Source organism: Methylobacterium sp. R2-1 (genome assembly GCF_014191355.1).
GTDB lineage: Bacteria > Pseudomonadota > Alphaproteobacteria > Rhizobiales > Beijerinckiaceae > Methylobacterium.
Genome location: NZ_JACHWM010000024.1, coordinates 59,541 through 79,699, shown reverse-complemented (window position 1 = coordinate 79,699; position 20,159 = coordinate 59,541). Strand labels below are relative to the sequence as shown.

The window sequence follows — 20,159 nt, the reverse complement described above, 5'->3', positions numbered from 1 at the left end:
CTCTCTGTCGATCATCGCCGGCTTGCAGGATGCGGGTGCGCAGATCGTCGCCTACGATCCGGAAGGCATGGAGCAGGCGCGGCCGCTGCTGCAGGATGTGACATATGCCGACAGCCCCTACAGTGCTGCCACCGGCGCCGATATCCTCGTCCTCGTCACCGAATGGAGTGCGTTCCGTGCTCTTGATTTGCAGCGTGTCAAGCAAAGCATGACGAGTCCCGTCCTCGTCGATCTTCGAAACGTCTATCGGGCAGACGAGGCCGTCCGCCGCGATTTCACGTATGTCAGCATCGGATAAGTGCGCGCGTGGGGAGCGACAAGACGTGTAGTCTGCGATCCTCGGTGGATGACCGCCGCTCGGACATGCCGGCCATCGCCTCCACCTAGACCGGATTCGAGGATCGATACCGACCGGTTCCCTCGAGGCACGCCCTCAAGACAGCCGTCGCGCATCCTGCGTTGAGGCTCGGCCGTGACTTGTCGAAACGCATAGCCGATCCCGCCGCCCCCTGCCCGCCGCGACCGACGTATCCTGGTCGGCGCAGAACTTTGAATTGAAGCCATACTCTGCCGGACGAGAGCATGGTTGTTGCATAGTGCGATCTTATGGTTAGCGATGATCAAACGAGACTGACGGGAACGCCGACACGACCGGCGTCCAGTGAAAGCGAAGAAGACCCTATCTGGTATGACCGCGTGCCGCCCGATGAGCCGCCCGGCCTCCTGCTCAGCGCGGGTGCGGTCGTCATCGTCGGTCTTGTCGATGCCGGTATCTTCGCTATCGAGGCCACTCGACGGTTCGCGGCCTGGCTATTGGAAGTGGACGAACCGCACTGACAAGCCGACCTCGATCCGGCCGCTCGCGCCGCACGAGCACGCCGGAACCGGCGCGTCAGGCAATGCCGCTCAGCCTCGGCTCATGGCAAGTTCGATCCAGGTTCGACCCACGAAACTCCGCACACGGGCAGAACAAAGAGCCTGACGCGCCGAGGGCCGGCGCTATCGACTGCCCAGCCCGATTGCGTATTCGGTGGTGAGCGCGACCTCGATGGTGTCCCCAGGCAGCAGATCGGCGTCCTCCTGGACCTCGATGCGTTCGAGCCGGCCGTCGCTGTTGCGGAAGACGGAGAGACTCGGGCTGCCACCCTTGCCCCGGACGATCTGCGATTTGACGACGCCGGTATAGAGCATCTTCTCCGCTACAGCGTCCATGCGGGCACGGGTCGCGTTGAGCCGGGTCGTGGCCTCTTGCAACTCCTTCAGCAGATCGGAGCGACGCTGGTCGCTCAGCCGGACGAGCTTCCGGTCGATTTCGTCGCGATCACGCTCCAATTGGGTGGCCTGCGCGGCAGCCTGCAGCCAGCGGGTGGAGGAAAGCAGCACGTTACGGCGCGCATCCGAGAGACGCAGCATCGGCACGGTGCCGCGCTGCATGAATTCCTTCAGGCGATCGTAATCCTCCGTATCGGCCTTGATGCCCTCGTTCTCGCCGCTCCGCTGCGAGGTCAGTGTTGCGAGTTGCGCCGTGGCTTTCTTCGAGGCCTCCGCCAAAAAGCTCTTCTCTTTCGTGAAGTCGGCTTCCAGGACCTTAAGCTGTGCATCCTCGGTCTTTGCCAGGTCTGCGACGGCCTGGCTCCGCGGCAGGCTGTCGAGGTCGAACGCCACACGCTGGCCCAGCATGATCTGAAGGCGCCAGATCTGTAGTTGATCCTTGGCGGCGGAGGTCAGAAGAGAATCGTATTCGCCGCGCAGATCGGCGGAGTCGAGGAACGGGTTCGAGGCGCGGAAGCGCATGATGTCGTAGCCGCCCGCAAGGGCCAAGGCCTTGCGGACCGTCATTCCCGGTCGGAACGGCTGCTCGCCGGGATGGGCCACATCGCCGTTGACGTAGACCGGTCGGTATTCGCTGACGGTCACCACCACTTCCTCGGGCAGCAGCACCACCGGAACATCGCGCCCCTCAAGCGTCCGCTGACGCACGAGTTTCGTCGGCAGCCGGTCCTGCAAATCCTGCCGGACCTCCGACAGCGTCTTTCCCGAGACCGGCACCGCTCCGACATAGGGGACCGCGATCTCGCCCTGGAGATCGACCGGCAGCTTGTATCGGAAGTCCATCATGCCGACGACGGTGATCTCGAGGGTATCGCCGGCGCCGAGCCGGTAATCGGCAGCCTTAGCCGTTGCGATGCCCGCAAGTGTCGCGGCCAGCCACGCGAGGAGCATCATCCGGAGCTTCGCCCAGAGGCCCTGAGGGCGAATTCGAAAATTCAAGCTCGGTTGCATCGTCGATGTCTCGTCATCTCTGCTCGAAAATGCGGCTGATGGCCTGCCTTCCCAGGAAGCGGCAGGGGCCTTTCCACCGGCGGGTCATCGCGCTCTGTGACGGCGCGATCCGCGTGTCAGGCGTGCGCCGCCGAGGCGCGCCAGGACGGAACCCGTCCAGTTCGCCCGTCAGTCTCCGACCGGATTGCGCGGCGATAGCGCCGGCTGCCAGACCTGGAAGCGGTCTCCGCGGATCGAGCGCCACACCCCGAGTCCGGCGCCGGTGCAGGCCAGCAGCATCGCGAGGCCGTTCTGGACAAGCCTTGAGCCGCAAGCGGCGAGAGCGGCCATCGTCAGAGCGAGGGCAACCGACAGCAGGGTGACCGATCCGGGCGAGAATGCCGTCGCCAACGCCCAGAGCATCAACGCGCCACCGATGGCGATATTGTAGATCATCAGCCACTTCAGCAGCCGATGAGAGAAGTAGAAATAAAGCAGCCGAGGATTGTAGCCCAGGCGCGGCCAGACCAAGCGATGGACGTTGAAGGCTTGGCAGGCGATCCGGACTTTGCGCCGGAACTCCTCCCCGCTGCCCGTTGCGGAGCGCTCGAAGGCCAGAGCGGCGGGTTCACGCACGACGGTGTAGCCGTTGCAGAGAATCATCATCGAGACGTAGAAATCGTCGATAATGTCGTCGGGCGGCGGCCGGTGGCATTCCCGGCGGATCGCGAACAGCGAACCGTCGGCACCGATGACGCTGAAGGTATCGCTCTCGAGTTGCTTGATCGCCTCTTCGATGCGCCAGTAGAGGGCGCCGGACGCGCTGGTCGGCGTCTCGTCACCGTTCACGTAGATGAGATTGCCGCACACGCAGCCAACCTTCGGATCATCGAAATGCGGCCGCATCCGCTGAAGGGCGGCCGGGTCGATGATGACGTTTGCATCCGTGAACAGCACGACATCCGCTTCGACCCGTTTCATCAGCAAGTTGAGGCCGCACGTCTTCCCGCGGCGCTCCCGACCAAGGACGAGATCAATCCGATCCGCGTAAGGCTGCAGCAGTTCGACCGTCCGATCGGACGGCGCATCGGCGTAGATATGGATGCTGCATCGCTCGACCGTCGCGGCCAGCTCCAGCAGGTTGACGACCTTCCGCTCGATGCAGCTCTCCTCATTGTAGACCGACATGCAGATCGCGAAGGATAGACCGGTCCCTGTCCTGTCTATCCGGGTCTGCGGTCTGCCTCGTCCAAATTTTCGCATCAGGTAGAGCGAAAGCGGATACGTCGTGAATGGATGCGCTGCGAGCCCGATAAATAGCAAAGATGCGGCCGCAAGAAAGCTTGTCGACATCCACCCTCCGGAACTTCGTGGACCGCCAGCCGGAAATACTCGCAACAAGGGGCGCCTAAGCCAAAGCGCCGTCATCTGCCGCGATCGCATTAACCCTGAAAGCAATACCGAGGCCAATTTGCGCACTCGAAACGAGCGCTTTTTGAATTTTCCCGGGCCGATCCCCTTCGCACAGGCCCGTTGGACGCTGCTGGCATGGTTATCGCTTAACCTTAATCGATCGGAGCGCACGCGAGTGGGGCGGGCGACCGAACGCTGGCCAGACACTGCCATGAGCGATCCCCGCCAATAGGCAGTCGTCCGCCGGTTGCTTCAGTCCTGAGCAATCGAGGGGTGCAACGATGATGATTTTCTTGGCAACCTTGCTCTGTATCTGCTTCGTCCTCGCGATCCACCCTTACACCACGTACCCGCTGAGCTTGCTTGTTCTGAAAGCAATCCGCCGTAATGCGATCAGTCCGACCGGGCACGCACCGCGAAGCTACGCGATTGCCTGCTGCGTCTACAACGAGCGACAAGTTATCGAGGCCAAGATCGCCAACATGCTGGCCCTCAAGGAACGGCTTCCGAACTGCCAGCTCCTGATCCACAGCGACGGATCCTCCGACGGTACGGATGAGGTGCTGCGCGCGCATGCCGACACGTTGACCCTGTCATTTGCCGAGCGGCGCGCCGGCAAAAGCACGGGCATGAATGCGCTGATGCGCAAGACAGCGGCTGAAGTGGTCATCTTCACCGACGCGAATGTGATGATCGACCCGGATCGGGTGACCAATGTCGGTCATTACTTCCGCGATCCGGAGATTGGCTGCGTCACCGGGCATCTCAGCTATACCAACGCCAACGAGAGCGCGACGGCTTGGACGGGTGCGCGCTACTGGCGCTTCGAGGAGTGGCTCAAGCAACTCGAGAGCGAGACGGGTTCCGTGGTCGGCGCGGATGGCTCGATCTTCGCGATCCGCCGCCGGCTCTATACGCCCGCCCCCGCCGACATCATCGACGACTTCCATACCTCGATGTCGATCTTCTGCTCCGGCCATCGCATCGTGCGGGCGGAGGACTTCGTCGCGTTCGAACGTGCCGCGACTGTTCGCAAGGACGAACTGCGCCGCAAGGTTCGGATCTCCTGCCGGGCCTTCAACTGCCACAGGCTGCTCTGGCCGCGCATCCTGCGCAGCGGCGCCCTTTCCGTCTACATGTACACCTCGCATAAGTTGCTCCGCTGGCTATCGGGTTACTTCGTGGCGCTCGGGGTGATCTGCGCCGCGATGATGGCCGGCCTCGCCTTCGGCCCGGAAGGATTCCTCGCTTTCGTCGCAGCGCTGGCGCTCGGGATCTTCATCGCCGGTCGGACGCGGTCACCTCTCGTATCGAAGGTCTGGGAGGGCGTCGCTGCCACGGCCGCGACGGGCGCGGGCGTCTACAAGTCTCTTCGGGGCGAGCGCTTCCAGACCTGGACAATCGCGTCCTCGACCCGGCGGTAGGGCCCGAACCGGGGACGGGGGTTGCACTCCCGTCTAAGAGCGTTCCGGCGCTGTCTACCGGAGATCTGGATGCCTCACGATGCGCGACCGCCCTGGCCGATGCTTCGGCAACGCCTGCGTGGCTCTCACGAAACGCCCTCTGCGCCGCTGCGGCCGGAAGGACACGGTGCGTCACCGGAAGTGTTGTGCAGGCACTCCCGACCGCGCCGCGGCAGCCATGATCGAGCCAAGTCCGCCGGGACGGTCGATCACGAAAAATCCGCTTCGCTCGCGCAGCCACCTGGAACCTCGCAAGCGGAAGCGTCGTGAGACGTCCTGAAGCCGGGTAGGTGCATGGCGGAGCGTGCGCGAGACTGGCCCTTTCGTCGGGCGGCCGCTTCGATCGGTGACATTCTGCGCGGCAGCTCGAAGGTGCTTCCCGTGGCACCGACGGGCCTGCGGATCTACGCCGTGGGTGACGTGCACGGCCGAGCCGATTGCCTCGCACGGGTCTTTGCCGAGATCGATACGGATCTGCGGCGCCACCCCGTTGACGAGATCGTGGAGATCTACATCGGCGACTATATCGATCGGGGGCCGGACAGTCGCACCGTCATCGATCTGCTCATCGGCCGTGCCCGACGGCGGCCCGTATACCCTGTCTTGGGTAATCACGAGGAGATGCTGCTCGGGTCGTTGGTCGAGGGCCGAATGCTCGATCAACGCACCGCCGCGCTGTCGCAGATATGGCGCGTCAACGGTGCGCTCGAGACGCTGGAATCCTACGGCGTGCCGGTGGGCGGCCTTCCGACAGCGGAGGCGTGGCCGGAGCTTCTCGCCGCCTTCCGGCAAGTCTTTCCGCAGGCGCACCGGAGCTTTCTGGAACAGGGCTGCCGGTCCGTCTCCTTCGGCAGCTACTTCTTCGTACATGCCGGCATCCGGCCCGGAATACCGATAGGATACCAGCATCGCGCCGACCTGTTGTGGATCCGGGAGCCGTTCCTCAGGTCTCAGGCGAATCATGGGGCAATCATCGTGCATGGGCATACCCCCGTGCCGGAGCCGGAGCTGCGAACGAATCGGATCAACCTCGATACGGGCGCCTACCTCACCGGATGTCTCGGCTGCGTGGCGCTCGAAGGCAACGCGCAGCACGTCGTGTGCGGGTAGAGCGCGTCCGCGCAGCGCACGGTGCGCGACCCGGTTTTCATTGGCGGACCTCAGCAAGAACGATGGGCGCGGCACATCAATTCGGCAAGGTTGCAACGTAAACCTTCCTCACCCACACCTCGAACCGTAATCAATACCCACGCAGCACAGCGAATTCGGACGGAAACTTCGGCGGTTCAGCGCGTCGTACGCGGAAAATATGGGCCGTATGATTAAAAATTGCCCCATCGACAAGCCTGCTGCCGGAAACTTGAACTTGTCCGAAATTTTGAACTTGGATACCGCAGTTAAGACCGTCTGCTTGCGGGGCGTGAAGTGAACTCATTCCTCCACAAAGTCACCACGGCTCTTCACGCCATCTCGCATGTTCCACCCCGTGCGCTGATCGGTCATGCGCAGCGGCGGTACCGCAACAAGACGGTGCCTCTGCGTGCGGCGTCCTACCGGGCCGCTGTCGGGAATGCCGCGGCTTCCTTCCCCGATTTCGCGCCGGGTGAGCCGGCGCAGCGGGCTGCGGCTGTCGTCGCCGTATTCCAGGAGGCCAAACAGGCCAAGAACGTCCCCGATTGCCTGTCCGGGCGGTTCACGTTCCTCAACCGCACCATCGATTTCGGCGGAGCCGACCGGATCGACTGGACGGTGCGGGCCGATGAGGGCAACCATCAGCTCTGGCGCTGGAACCTCGCCAATTTCGGCTACGCTTGCACGCTGATGGAGCATGCGCCCGAGGAGGGATTGGCCTTCGTGGCCGCGCTGATTCCCGGCTTCCTGCACAGCGCCGATTTCTCGCGCAGCACTCACTTCTCGGAAACCTGGCATCCCTATGCGGCCTCGCAGCGGACACTCGCGCTCACCGCCGCCCTGGTTCGCGCGCCGCGACGTCTGCAGGGAACGCCGGACTGGCATCGTGTCGAGGGCTTCCTGCGCTGGAACGTCGCCTTCCTCCTGCGCAACCTCGAGACGGAACTCGGCTACAACCACTTGGAGCGCAACCTGTCCGCCCTGGCGCTGTTCGGCCTGTCGCGCGCGACGTTCCCTCCGGTCGTGGCCGACGCGCTACGGCGAAACTTCGGCGCCGTCATCGAAGCCTCGTTCGGCGAGGACGGCGTGCAGTTGGAGCGCTCCGCGATGTACCAGTCGCTCAGCGTTCAGAGCCTTCGCATCCTGCGCGAGGTACCGATCTGGTCCGCCGAACAATCGCGGCTGATCGGGCAGAGGCTCGAACGTGTCGAGGAGGCGCTCGCAGCCCTGACCCTCGGCGACGATCAGCCCGTCATGTTCAACGACGCCTGGGTAGGTGAAGGGCCGGCGACCTCGGCCGTCCTGCCCGGAGCCTTGTCCGTCGGCTTCCACGTCATGCGTGACGGCGGCTACGTCCGTCTCGCGAGCGGCCCCTTCATCGCGGTGCTCGATGCGGGGCCCATCGGGGTCGACATGAATCCAGGTCACGGGCATGCCGACTTCCTGGCGATCGAAGCGTCCGTCGGACCGTGTCGGCTGATCGTCGATCCGGGGACCTACAGCTACTCGGCTGGTCAGGTTCGGGACGAAGCCCGCGCCTGGCACAGTCATAACGGGCCGAGCGTCGCGGGTCTGGCGCCGGTCCAGTTCCTCGGCTCCTTCAAGGTCGGGAGACGCTGCGCGGCGACGCTCGTCGAGGCCGCCATCGGGGCGGATGGCCGGCAATCTGCGACCGGCCGGCTCGCCTTTGCCGGCATCGCCGTGGAGCGTCAGGTCGTGTTGACGCCCGATCTCGTGTTCGAGATCCAAGACCGGTGGTCGGCCTCCGGCGCCACCTGCAGTTCCCGCTTCCTCATTCCCGCGGCGTGGCGGGTCGTCGAAGGCGATGTATCGGAAGGGCGCGTCGTTCTGGAGCAGGACGGCTGGCGCGTCGAGCTCCGCACGCCGGATGGAAGCCTGTCGCTCGACGCGGGCCGCTGGTCGCGCCGCTACAACGTCTGGGAGGAAGCGACCGCCCTCGTCCTCGCGCCGCGGCCCGGTCTGGATCGCGCCGGGCTGCGGATCACGGTGCTGGGGGCGGCGTGAGCGGCATCGCAGCCCGGATGGCGACCACCGAATCCCGGACCCTGCGCCCGGACTTCGTCTATTTCGGACCCGACGCTGCCGAGACCGGGACGCGCAGGCGGCTGGCGCAGATCCGGCAGGTGGGCGCGCGGGTGGTCGGCTTCACCTTCCGGCGGCACAACTACCATCAGACCTTCGTGCCCGACTGGGAGAACGTCTCCTTCGGCGTCATCCCGGCCGGGCGTTACGGCCGGCGTCTGGGAGCCCTGGCCAGGGCTCTCCTCACGGTCCTGCGCCGGCCCGGCCTGCCGAAACCGGCGATCATCGTCGCCCGCAACCTTGATCTCCTGGCCATCGCGCTCGCTGCGCGAATGCTGGGGCGTCTCAAGGGTCCGGTGGTCTACGAAGTGCTCGACATACGCGGGGTCCTGCTCGGCGCCTCCCCGATCGCCGTCCTTCTGCGTTTCGCCGAGCGCCAGTTGCTGCGCCATTGCGATGCGCTCATCGTGTCCTCCCCCGGCTTCGCGACGCGCTACTTTCGCCCGATCCAGGGGTATCGACGGCCGATCATCCTCGTGGAGAACCGCCTGAACCCGGCGGCGCTGGCCGCCTCGCGGCAGCCGGAGGGTGACTGGCTGTCGAGAGGGCGGACGAAGCGAGAGGTCGATCTGAGCCATCTCGTCGTGGGATGGGTCGGCGCCTTCCGCTGCGCCCGCTCGGCCGCTCTGCTCGCCGGCCTCGCCCGGCGGCTGCCGCAGATCCGGATCCTCCTGGCGGGCGTTCCCACCTATTGCGACCACGAGACCTTCCGGCGGACCTTCGACGGCCTGTCGAACGTGACGTTTCACGGTGAGTTTCCCTATCCGCGCGGCCTCTACGACGTCTACGCGCAGATCGACCTCAACTGGGGCTTCGACCTTTCCAAGAGGGGCGGCAGCGGTCGCTGGCTGCTGCCCAACCGCCTCTACGAGGGCGGCTTCTTCGGCGTGCCGATGCTGACAGAATCCGACTCGGAGACCGCGGCCTATGTCGAGCGGCTGGGTATCGGCTGGGCGGTCGCGCCGGACGAGGACGCCCTCGTCGATCTGATCGTGCGTCGCCTGCCGTCCGACTATCCGGCCGTCAAGGCTGCGGCGGTCGCCGCGATGGATACGGAGTTCACCGACAACGACGATCTGCAGGCCGTGGTGACAGTTCTGTCGGGCAAGGGCGGGCTTCCCACCGAAATCAGGGCGGCATGATCGACCGATCCTGCAATATCCGGCACGCTTTGTGCTCGGCAATACGGAAGTCTGCCGGAGCGGACCGGCGAGGCGGCGCACATCGTCGTCGAGCGTCGCTCCTGTGAACAGTCCGCCATGACCCGGTCCGGCACGGATCGGGCCGATGCACTCGGGCTGAACTTGCGATCTGACGGTGGCTATGGCGCATCCGATAAGCCTCGACTCGCGACGTCCATTCTGGCCTTCCTTCGCGCCCCGGAACCTCGGCGCAGCTCAGGTCGCGCCCGACTTGAGCACGACCCTCGACGAGACCCGCCGCCGCTGGATCATCAAGGTGATGACGACGGAGCTGTTCGTGGCCGCCGCCACGCAGAAGGTGGCGATCTATCTCGGCGGCGAGAACCAAATTCAGTTCGTGGTTCTTCTTCACATCATCACGCTTTATCTTTTGGCCGCGAAGGGCTGCTTGCGCATCCACGCGCTCAGATTGGCCCTCTATCTCGTGATGATGGCGCTGGCACTCGTGGCGCATGCCCTGTCCCAGCACAGCGCATTCTCGATTCCGTCGATGATGCTGTTCTCGATCATCTACGGCCTGTACCTGTTCGTCATTCCTCTCGATCGAGAGACCTATCTCAGACTCTTGAAGAACTTGCAGTACGCCACGACCGGGGCGGCCCTGCTCGTGATGTCGAACTGGTTCACCCAGGCGATCGGCCTGGGCATGCCGAATATCGAGGCGGTGATTCCAAGCAAGTTTCTGTTCTTTTACTACGTCTATATCCAGCCGATTCACTGGGGCTCACGGTGGATCAAGCCGAACGGAATTTTCTTCCTCGAAACGTCCTTTGTCTCACAGTTCATTGCCTTCGGTCTCATCATCGAAGTGTGCTTCTTTCGCCGGATCTTTGTCCTGGGCCTCCTTGGAGCGGGCCTGATGAGCACGTTCGGCGGCACGGGCCTCTTGCTCGTCGCGCTCTCGGCAGTGGTGGTGTTGTTCTATCTGAACCGCACCCTCATCCTGGCACTCGCCATCGCGCTGCCGCTCGCTGCGGCCGGGGCGTACGGGATCGGGCTGCTCGACAACATGGCGAAACGCAGCGACGAGTTCTCGCAGAATGGATCGAGCGCGAATCAGCGCTTCCTCGCCCCGATCGAGACAATCAACGAAGCGGTTGAAGGCAACAGCTTCAAATATTTTTTCGGGATCGGCGCCGGCAATATGCCGCGCGCCATGAACATCGCCTGGAATCCCACGTCGAAGTTTTTCCGTGAATATGGCATGATCGCGTTCATGGCTTGGTTTGTTTTTATTGCATATTGCTACTTGGGAAATGGCGTTCCGTTCATCGTAGGATGGATCATGTTCGTTCAATATCATCTATTGAACGGCTCCCTGCTCGTGCCGATCATATCCGTCTACTCGATCATCTTTGCGGCCGGCTACGTCATCACCGATGATCGGTGCTCTCCGCCGACTCCGGCGCAGCGTCCCGGGAGCGGTCGTCGATGAGGGGCGGCGGAACCTGGCATTCGGCTTGCCTTGCCATGGCGACAGGCCTGAGCCGCACACCGGATCGCCGAGGCGCCGGGCGAGACTGTTCGAGCCGTCGCCGGGCGCCGGCCGGATGCGGCCGGAGCGGGACATCCGGGTCCGGCTTGACGCAACGCTTTCATCGGATCGACGCCGGCCCTCGTCGCGCCGTCGATTTCGCCGGGCCGCACCAGCGTGGCCCTCGATCTCTCGTCGCGGGGAAGTGGGCGCACGATGCTTAGTCCGGATCGGATTACCTCCCCTTCGCCTCCACCGATCAGGGGCGCTCAATTCGCCCTTCTCGATGTCGCGACGCTTCTCGGCGTCCTGCGGCGGCGGCGGCGCCTGGTTCTCGCGTTCACCGCCCTCTTCACCGTCCTGGCCCTGCTGTTCGCGCTCACGACGACGCCGCTCTTCACCGCCGAAACCGATGTTCTCATCGACAATCGCAGCGCCTTCCAACTCGAGAACGGCGCCTCGGCCGGCAACAACGGGGCGAGCACCCTGCTGTCCCTCGGCATGGACACCTCGAGCGTCGACAGTCAGGTCGAGATCCTCAGATCGGAGCGCATCGCCGGCATCGTGCTGCGCAAGTTGAAACTCGTGGACGATCCCGAATTCAGGACGCCCGGCAACATCCTGGCGAGCGGCCTCGCCCTGGCGCGCGGGGCGGTTGAGGCGGTCATCGGGCCGTCGGAGGTGGTTCCGGTGCCGCCCGGCGGCATTCCTCGCGCCGTGATGGAGGAGTTTCAGGATCGCCTGGAGGTCAAGCGTTCGGGCCTGACCTACGTGCTCGCGGTGAGCTTCCGGGCCCGCTCGCGGGAGCGGGCGGCCTTGATCGCCAACGAGATCGCCAACGCCTACCTGACCGATCAGCTCCAGGCGAAGTACGAGGCCACCCGCCGCGCCAGCGTCTGGCTCCAGGACAGGATCCAGGAGCTGCGCACGACGGTGCTGACCACCGACCGCGCCGTCCAGGACTTCAAGGCCAAGAACAACATCGTCTCGGCGGGCCTCGGGCCGGGCGGGACCATGCGCCTGCTCAACGAGCAGCAGGTCGCCGACATGAGCTTTCAACTCGTCAACGCTCGCGCCGCCACCGCGGAGGCGGATGCCAAGTACCGGCGACTGCAGAACGTTGTGAATGCGGGCGATCCCGACGCGGCGCCATCCGATCTCCTCAACGGCGACGTCTACAACGACTTGCGACAGCGCGGGGTCGCGGCCTCCAAGCGCATCGCCGAAGTCTCGAAACGCCTGGGCGAGAGCCATCCGGCCGTGGTCAACCTACGCACTGAGATGCAGGACGTCCGGCGCCTCCTGCTCGACGAACTGACCCGGGCGCTCGAAGGGTTCCGCAGCGCGGCGGATATGGCCCGCGCCCGCGAGCAGGCGCTGTCGAACGGCCTCGCCGAACTCACCGGCGAGACGGCGGTCTCCAACAAGGCGCAGGTGCAGTTGCGCGAGCTCGAACGGGAGGCCTCGTCGAGCAAGACGATCTACGAGAGCTTCCTGGAGCGCTACAAAGCCGCGCTCCAGCAGGAGAGCTTCCCCGTCACCGAGGCGCGCATCCTCTCGGAGGCGAGCCCGCCGCGCCTCAAGAGCCACCCGAAGACGCTGCTGATCCTCGTTCTCGGTGCGATCGGTGGGCTCGCCGTCGGCACGGCCACCGCCCTCGTGAAGGAGATGACGGACAGCGTGATCCGCACCCCTCAGCAACTCGAGGCCGCCCTCGAATTACCCTGTCTCGGCGTCCTGCCGCGCTTCACCGGCCTGGGCAGGCGGGCGAAGCCGCGCCCGGGGATCAGCCTGCCGCCCGCCGCTCGGTTGATCCCCGAAGATATCGGCAGCCTGCGCTATGCCGTCGACGAGCCGTTCACCCGGTTCGCGGAGACGTTACGCGCCATCAGAGTCGCGGCCAGCGCCGCCTCGAACGACAGCGACATCAAGATCCTGAGCATGGTTTCGGCGATGCCGGGCGACGGCAAATCGACGATCGCGATGAATTTCGCTCAGCTTCTCGCCCATTCCGGCAAGAACATCCTCCTCATCGATGCCGACTTGCGCAGCCCGACCTTGTCCGAACTCGTCGCGCCGGGTTGCACGAGCGGCCTCGTGGAAGTCCTCGATAAGAAGGTCTCGGTGTCGGAGGCGCTGTTGGTCGATCCCGTGACCGGTCTGCACGTGCTCCCCGCGCTCAGGTCGGACAACCCGCATACCAGCGAGATCGTCGGCTCGGAAGCGATGCGCGAACTCCTCCAGCACGCCTCCACGCATTTCGATTTCGTCGTCGTGGATCTGCCTCCCCTCGTCCCGATCGTCGACGTGCGCGCCATCGCGCCCGCGATCGATGCGTTCGTCTTCGTCGCGCGCTCGGGGGAGACTCCGATCGTGACGGCCAGGAACGCGTTGGCCGGAGCACCCGGGGTCGGCGAGCGGCTCATCGGAGCCGTGCTCAACAACGTCGATCTGAAGGCGCTGCGCCATCAGGGTGCGGCCGGTGACCGAACCTATGCCGCCCTGCCAGCCTATCGCGCCTACGTGGCGGATTAGCCGCGATGTCCCCTCCCCTCGCCGTGCTGGCAGGAAATGCGGCCCCGCCGCGAACGACATCCGCGCTTCCCATCCCCCTGTTCTCCGTCGTGATGATCACTTTCGCCCGCGACCCGGTCGCGCGCGCGGCGATCGGCCATGTCCGTGCGGCCGTGGGCACGCGCGAGGACATCGAGTTCATCCTCGTCGACAACAATCCGGACGCCGTCGATCGATCCGTCTTCCTCGCGGATTTCGCGCAGGCCCGCTGCCTCAAGCTCCACCGCAACAAGGGCGTTTCGGCGCGCAATGACGGGGCGCGGGCAGCGCGCGGCACGTTCATCGTCTTCATCGACGACGACGCCTTCCTCAACCCGCCCGACGCCGCTTTCGAACGCTACCACCGCGCCTTCCGGGAGAATGAGCGGCTTGCCATCGTCACGGCCCGGCACATCGATCACCGAACCGGACGAACGCCGCGGGATTGCTTTCCGCACACCGACAAGTCGCTCGACCAGACCCGCCCCTTCAAGACCTTCCGTTTCCAGGGCAACGGATTCGCGATGCGCCGGAGCGCTTTCGAAGCCGTCGGGCCGCTCCCGGACGATTACTTCTATGGACTTGAAGAGATCGACTACGCCTACCGTGTGATCGATCGGGGATACGAGATCCTCTACGATCCCTCGATCTGGGTCGTCGAGCAGAACGACTCGGGTGGACGCCTGCCCCGCAGCGAGGTGGAGCAGATGCGCCTGACGAATAAAATGATCATCTCCTACAAATATCTGCCCGCGGCCTACGTCCCTCTGAACTTCATTCTGTTCTCGGCTTACGTGCTCGTCCTCAACCGCGGCCGGATCAATCCACTTCTGAGCTTCCTGCGCTTCCTTCGGTGGCGGCGCCGAAATCGGGCCGGGCGGACGCCGATCGGCCGGCATGCGGTCGCCTACATCAAAGCCTGCGGCGGTGCTGTGTGGAAGTGACGGCCCGTCGGCGCCCGATCCAAGAGGAGATTGCGCGATGACTTCGCATCGCAGAGCAGGCTGGACACGGCGCTCCGTCGCGGCCCGCGCCGCTGCCCTGGGAACAGCGGCCCTTGGAACGGCCGTTCTCGGGGCTGCCTCGTGCCGGTCCGCCCTCGCGGCGCAGGGATCGGGACTTGCGAGCCACGCCGCGCGAACCGGGCGGCTGTTCGGCACGGCGGTGCGCAGCCCCGACCTGACCTACAATGCCGGAACCCGCGATGAGGTGCTGCGGGAAGCCAGTCTCCTCGTTCCCGAATACGAGATGAAATGGGAGATCCTCGCCAAATCGCCGGGGAGCTACGATTTCGGCGGCGGCGACCGGCTTGCGGCCTTCGCCGAGCGGCACGGCCTCGACCTGCGCGGTCACACCCTCGTCTGGCACCTCGCCCTTCCGTCGTGGCTGCCCCGGCAGCTCGATGCACGCGAGGCCAAGCGCCTGATGGAGGAGCATGTGACGGCCGTGGCCTCGCACTATGCCGGCCGCGTGCAGTCATGGGATGTCGTGAACGAAGCCATCGATCCGCAGGCGAGCGACGGGATGCGCACATCGCTCTGGATGCAGGCGCTCGGCCCGGACTACATCCCGCTCGCTTTCGCGGCCGCCGCTCGGGCCGACCCGAAGGCGAAGCTCTACTACAACGACTACGATCTCGAATGCGACACGCCCGACCAAGACGTCCGGCGGGCGAAAACTCTTGAGATCCTCACGAAGCTTCGGCGCGACGGCGTACCGATCCACGGGCTCGGCATCCAGGGCCATCTCCAGGCAGGCCGCTGGCCCTACGATGCAGGCAAGTTCGCGCGCTTTCTCAGAGCGGTCTCGGCGCTCGACCTCGACATCCTGATCACGGAGATGGACGTCTCGGACCGCCTGCTCCCGGCACCGGAGGCCGAGAGGGACGCCACGGTGGCCGGACTTGCGGGCGACGTCCTCAGGACCTTCCTGGCCGAACCGCGCGCGACCGGCGTCTTGACCTGGGGCCTGAGCGATCGCCAGACCTGGCTCAACGACCTGCCGACCCACCGCAGAACCGACAACCTACCCCAGCGCGCCCTTCCTCTCGACCGAAACGGACGGCCGAAGCCGCTCTGGACCGCGATGGCTCAGGCATTCGACGCGGCGACGCCCATGCGCTGAAGCCGGCCGGAGACCGGTCGTCTCTGGAAAATGGCACGCATATCGCACCGGAGCGACGCCGCCAGCGCTTGCGAGGCCGAGAACCGCCGGCCGCCGCAGTGGCGTTCACGGAAAGTCGTCTCCCCCATCGTCGGCACTTGCGCCGACACTTGCGCCGGCACTTGCCAAGGCCGGCGAGGCCCTTCCCCCGACGGAGTCTGACCCTTGCCTGCAGCAGCCAGCGGCCCGCGGCGGATCGGCAGCCGAGTCGTCGCTTTCGCGACGAGCTTCGCAGTGCTGCATGCCGTGAATGCGATCATCAGCATGTCCTTCAACATCGTCCAGTTCTTCGTGCTGGCGCGCGTCCTGGAGCCGTCCCGATTCTCGGAGGTGATTCTGCTCACGGCGATCAGCTTCTACGTGCTGCCGATCAGCCAGGCGGTCGGACGGGCGAACTTCGTCGCCCTGCGGCAATCGGCGGACGAGGCGAACATGGCCCGCGCCGCCAACGAGGCGAGCGCCATTCTCTACCTCCATGGGGCGCTGATGCTGCTCCTCGCCTGCGCCGTTCCGCTGATGGTCGGTGCCGGCAACCCGCGGGAGGCGATTGAAAGCGTTCTCTACGTTGCCGTCTGTCTTGCGAACAATCTCTGGTACTACGACATCCAGCCAACGGTCTGGGCACTCGATCTCGGCAAGCGGTTCGAGCGGGTGTCGATGGTGCGGCGCCTCATCATGTTCTGCGCGCTGCCGCTGCTCTGGATCACCGGCAGCTTCCTGACCTTCGTCGTCGTGATGGCGGCGGCGACCGTCGCGTTCATGTTCGTCCTGCCGCGCTACCTGCCCCTGGACGCACGACCGTTTCGATTCCGGCCGCGACTCGGCCCGCTGCGCTGGCGCGACGCCCGCGCCTATCTCGGATTGTTCTGGCCGGCTCTGCTCTCAAGCCTGACCGAACTCGTCGTGCTGAACTCGCCCTACTTGCTGTTCGCCCTGGCCTTCGGCGCAGGGCCCGCGATCGTGGCCTACGACACGGTGATGAAGCTGACGCGGCTCGCGATGACGGTGGCCCGCAACCTCTCCGAGAGCGCCCTGCCCCGCCTGAGCCGGATGTTCTTCTCCGGGGACAAGGCCGCTCTGGGACGTTTGCTGGGTTTGCTGTTCGGCGTCTGCCTCGCCGAGGGCGTCTGCCTCGCCGCACTCATGGTCGCGGCGGGCCCCTTCGTTTTCCGCCTGCTGCTGGGACCCAACGACGTGATCCCGCCCGGAACGCAGTATGTCGCCGCCTGCGCCATCCTGACCGGCTGCATCTACCAGCCCGCGACCTACTTCCTCGCGTTCAACGGCGCACGCGACCTGATCCAGAAAATGACTTTCGCGGCAGTCTTCGGGCTCGCCGTCTTCGCCGGACTGGTTCTGTCGGGAGCGCTCGGCCTCACCCCGGCGCTCTGGGCCTACACCGCCTATTTCGCCGCCGTTGCCGTGCTCTCGGTCGGCCTCTCGCTCCGGCTCGTTCAGCGCATGGGAGGGCTCACGGCCTCGATTCCGCCCGGTGCCGCGGGGGCGACCTCGTGAAGCGGCGTGGAGACCCGGCGCCGCATCGGGGCGGCGACGCACGGCGCCTGCCATCGGCGTCAACCGCCGTGCTCGGCATGCTGGCCGCCCTGCTGTCCGGCCCTCATGTCGAGGCGCGTCAGCTGCAGTCGCCCTTCCGGGGCTCTCCGACCCTGCAGGGTCCCGCCGTACCGGTTGCCGCGTGCGGGGTGCCCCCGGAAGCCGTGAGCGACATTCGTATCGAGAGCGGATTCAAGCCTGGCGATTACACCAAGATCGATCCGGCGCGGGTCAGCGCCCGGAAGGCTGCCACCGCACCGCTGCACGCCTATCTCAACGCCGTGGTTCGATACAGCGACGCGGCGATGCTCGCGACCGGCGAAGCGCGCCGGGAGCGCCAAGCCTGCGTCGAGCGCTGGTTGACCGCCTGGGCCGAGCGCGACGCCCTCCTCGGAACGGTCTCCTGGCCGGAGGGATCCTACGAGCGGAAATGGGCGCTGGTGGCGCTCTCCCTAGCGTATCTCAAGATGTACGGCGCGGAGCTTCCGCCCAAGCCGCCGCCACCGATCGAGCGCTGGTTGCGACGCCTCGCGGAGCAGGTCGTGAGCGAGTATTCCGGCCTGTCTTGGAAACGCAACAACCACGTCTACTGGGCCGGTCTCGCGGCAGTCAGCGCCGCCACCGTCATCGATGATCGCCCCATCTATGCTTGGGGGCTGCGGCAGTACGACCTCGCCATGGAAGCCGTTCGCGGCGACGGCAGCCTGCCGCTCGAACTCGCGCGTGGGCCGCTCGCCCTCTACTATCACGCCTACTCGGCGTCGCCGCTCTCGATGATGCTCATTTTCCGTGCCGCCAACGGTGACACGCGCGACGACGCCCCCCTTCGGCGGCTGGTCGGTTTGATCCTGCGCGGGCTCGCCGATCCGTCGATCGTCGCGGATCTTGCAGGCGGGGCGCGTCAGACTTGGTGGAACGGCGGCGTGCCGGACGGGCGCACCATGGCTTGGCTCGAAGCCTATCGCCTCGCGACCGGCGACGCGGCTGCCGACGGCTGGATCGCGAGCCTACGCCCGCTCGGCATCGTCTGGCTGGGCGGAGATCTGACGCACGCGCTGGGGCAGCCGCTGCCGGCCGCACAGAAACGTACGAGCCCGCTCGCCGCTCCCTGATCCTTCCGGAGACGGAGCCGCGCGGTAAAGCACACCCTATCGCCGCAGATCTTGTGTGAGCCTCTCCGACAGGCGCAGGGCGAGCGCGGCGATCGTGTGCGTCGGATTGGCCTGACCCGAGGACGGGAAAACCGAGGCGCTGGCGACGTAGAGATCCGACGTGCCGTGGACGCGGCAGTCTCGGTCGACGACGCCCCGGCGCGGGTCGTCCGCCATGCGGGTCGTCCCGATCTGATGGCCGCCGACCAGTCCGTGGCGGCGGGTGCGGTCGACGAGCTCCTCCTCGTCGTAATCGAGGCGCCCGGTGCCGGTGCGGGACAGTTCCGAGGCGAGGACATGGTAGGAGCGCTTGATGCTGTCGATGTCGAGCGCGGACAGGCGCCAATCGACCTTGAGCTGGGGCATCCCGAGCCGATCGCGCCGGTCCGACAGGGTGACCCGGCTGTCCGGATTGGGCGCCTGTTCGGCGTGGAACTCCAGGACGTAGCGATTGTCGTCGGAGCCCAGCACGACGGACGGGATCTTGCGGTCCGCGAGGATGCGGCCCGTCACCCAGTTCCCGCCGAACCGTGCGATCCGCCGCGGCTGGCGCAGGATGTTGGCGCAATGGCGCAGATAGCTGCCGGCATCGGCCCGGCGTTCCGAGAACTTGCGCGCATACTCGATGAGCACGAAGCTCTTGAACAGGAACATGGCCGAAAGGATCGCATTGCCGTGGTCGGGATTGCCCGCGTCCGGCAGGTGAGTCCGGAAGGTCGTGTTGAGCAGCCCGAAGGTGCGCTGGGCCTCCTCGTTGAGCCAGAGACGACGCCGGACGTAGATGCCGTCCGCGTCGCGCTCGTAATCGTAGGCGATGTCCGTCCCGCGACCGGCGAAGGTCAGGGTGCCCGCGGTCGTGCAGAGATGGCTCATGTAGTTGCGGCCGACATGGTCGTGCTCGTTGCCGATCCCGGCGGTGCGGACGTCATTCGAGGCGAGCAAGAGCCGCGCGGTCTCGAGCGCACCCAAGGCCAGCACGGTTGCCCGCGCCCGGACCCTCCGCTCCGTTCCGTCGGGGCCCCGCACCTCGAGATGGGACACGGTGCGGGCGTCCGGCCGCAGGCGCATCGCGGTGACCGTGGCGTTCAGGACGAGGTGGACGTCCGGGGCCTGGGTGAGGGCCCTGCCGTGGCGGCGCCAGACATTCGTCGGCTTGCTGAAGCGCTCGATCGTCGTCGTGAGGTGCGGGCCATCGATGCCGGGAGCAAGCTCCCTTCTCCCGCCGGGGAGCGCGGTCTCGGGTGAGTAGGCGTAGCGCCCGGCTTCGAGCGCCTGCATGGCGCGCTCGTAGTAGGGGCGCAGGGTCTCGAAGCCGAAGGGCCATCCGGAGCCCGGGACCCAGGCGCGCTCCTCGAAGTCGATCGGGTCGAAGGGAATGACCCGGCCGCCCCAGATGCGGCTGGTTCCGCCGACGGCACGGACCCGGTAGCTCGTCAGCTCCGGGTGGATGTCCGGCTCGACCACCTCCCCGCCGTACAGATCCTGCGATCGAGGCTGCCGCTTGAGGCCGCCGCCCTCGAGGACGACGACCTTCAAGCCCTTGCCGGACAGGTCGTTCGCCACGATGAGCCCCGCTGTGCCCCCTCCCACGATGGCCACGTCGTAGTCGCCCGCTTGGTCGAGGGTCGCGTGGTTCAGGATCATCGTTTCCGTGTCCGAGTGGGGGATGACGACGTGACAAGAGCCTCGT

Annotated in this window: 15 protein-coding genes; 12 read left to right on the top strand and 3 right to left on the bottom strand. The window is 65.8% G+C overall.

The window, feature by feature from the left end; all coding sequences use genetic code 11:
• Together FHU13_RS25715 and FHU13_RS25710 are read left to right on the top strand one after the other, a co-directional pair.
• The coding region (locus FHU13_RS25715) for a UDP binding domain-containing protein (protein WP_281411667.1) at nt 1–298 on the top strand (298 nt) is incomplete at its 5' end.
• A 308-nt stretch (nt 299–606) separates the two neighbouring features.
• On the top strand, nt 607–837 hold the full coding sequence (locus FHU13_RS25710; protein ID WP_183438663.1) for a hypothetical protein: 231 nt from the start codon (nt 607–609) through the stop codon (nt 835–837).
• Nucleotides 838–999: 162 nt separating this feature from the next.
• Here the strand turns inward: FHU13_RS25710 and FHU13_RS25705 are convergent, their stop codons facing one another.
• Together FHU13_RS25705 and FHU13_RS25700 are read right to left on the bottom strand one after the other, a co-directional pair.
• Nucleotides 1,000–2,223 carry a polysaccharide biosynthesis/export family protein gene (locus FHU13_RS25705; RefSeq protein ID WP_281411668.1) on the bottom strand — a complete coding sequence of 408 codons (1,224 nt, stop codon included), beginning with the start codon at nt 2,221–2,223 and terminating at the stop codon, nt 1,000–1,002.
• A 228-nt stretch (nt 2,224–2,451) separates the two neighbouring features.
• The gene (locus FHU13_RS25700) at nt 2,452–3,690 is read right to left on the bottom strand and encodes a glycosyltransferase (RefSeq protein WP_183438661.1); all 1,239 of its coding nucleotides are present in this window, start codon (nt 3,688–3,690) and stop codon (nt 2,452–2,454) included.
• 278 nt (nt 3,691–3,968) lie between these two features.
• Between FHU13_RS25700 and FHU13_RS25695 the strand changes: the two genes are divergently transcribed.
• The 10 genes from FHU13_RS25695 (at nt 3,969) to FHU13_RS25650 (ending at nt 18,430) form a co-directional block, all read left to right on the top strand.
• Nucleotides 3,969–5,099 (top strand): glycosyltransferase, encoded by a 1,131-nt coding sequence (locus FHU13_RS25695; RefSeq protein WP_183438660.1) that lies wholly within the window; start codon nt 3,969–3,971, stop codon nt 5,097–5,099.
• Between the two features lie 333 nt (nt 5,100–5,432).
• Nucleotides 5,433–6,248 carry a metallophosphoesterase family protein gene (locus tag FHU13_RS25690; RefSeq protein ID WP_210287853.1) on the top strand — a complete coding sequence of 272 codons (816 nt, stop codon included), beginning with the start codon at nt 5,433–5,435 and terminating at the stop codon, nt 6,246–6,248.
• A gap of 315 nt (nt 6,249–6,563) precedes the next feature.
• Nucleotides 6,564–8,294: a heparinase II/III family protein gene (locus FHU13_RS28475; RefSeq protein ID WP_183438659.1), complete on the top strand. Its 1,731-nt coding sequence runs from the start codon at nt 6,564–6,566 to the stop codon at nt 8,292–8,294.
• A gap of 17 nt (nt 8,295–8,311) precedes the next feature.
• On the top strand, nt 8,312–9,514 hold the full coding sequence (locus tag FHU13_RS25680; RefSeq protein ID WP_183438658.1) for a glycosyltransferase: 1,203 nt from the start codon (nt 8,312–8,314) through the stop codon (nt 9,512–9,514).
• Between the two features lie 271 nt (nt 9,515–9,785).
• On the top strand, nt 9,786–11,009 hold the full coding sequence (locus FHU13_RS25675) for a hypothetical protein (RefSeq protein ID WP_183438657.1): 1,224 nt from the start codon (nt 9,786–9,788) through the stop codon (nt 11,007–11,009).
• 255 nt (nt 11,010–11,264) lie between these two features.
• Nucleotides 11,265–13,583 carry a polysaccharide biosynthesis tyrosine autokinase gene (locus FHU13_RS25670; RefSeq protein ID WP_183438656.1) on the top strand — a complete coding sequence of 773 codons (2,319 nt, stop codon included), beginning with the start codon at nt 11,265–11,267 and terminating at the stop codon, nt 13,581–13,583.
• A 5-nt stretch (nt 13,584–13,588) separates the two neighbouring features.
• Nucleotides 13,589–14,545: a glycosyltransferase family 2 protein gene (locus FHU13_RS25665; RefSeq protein ID WP_183438655.1), complete on the top strand. Its 957-nt coding sequence runs from the start codon at nt 13,589–13,591 to the stop codon at nt 14,543–14,545.
• Between the two features lie 37 nt (nt 14,546–14,582).
• Nucleotides 14,583–15,725 (top strand): endo-1,4-beta-xylanase, encoded by a 1,143-nt coding sequence (locus FHU13_RS25660; protein ID WP_183438654.1) that lies wholly within the window; start codon nt 14,583–14,585, stop codon nt 15,723–15,725.
• A 204-nt stretch (nt 15,726–15,929) separates the two neighbouring features.
• Entirely contained in the window at nt 15,930–17,279 is a 1,350-nt protein-coding gene (locus FHU13_RS25655; protein WP_183438653.1) for a hypothetical protein, read from the top strand.
• A 203-nt stretch (nt 17,280–17,482) separates the two neighbouring features.
• A complete protein-coding gene (locus FHU13_RS25650) occupies nt 17,483–18,430 on the top strand; it encodes an alginate lyase family protein (RefSeq protein WP_183438652.1) in 948 nt (315 codons plus the stop codon).
• Nucleotides 18,431–18,466: 36 nt separating this feature from the next.
• Here the strand turns inward: FHU13_RS25650 and FHU13_RS25645 are convergent, their stop codons facing one another.
• Nucleotides 18,467–20,113 (bottom strand): GMC oxidoreductase, encoded by a 1,647-nt coding sequence (locus FHU13_RS25645; RefSeq protein WP_183438651.1) that lies wholly within the window; start codon nt 20,111–20,113, stop codon nt 18,467–18,469.
• Nucleotides 20,114–20,159 lie beyond the last annotated feature (46 nt).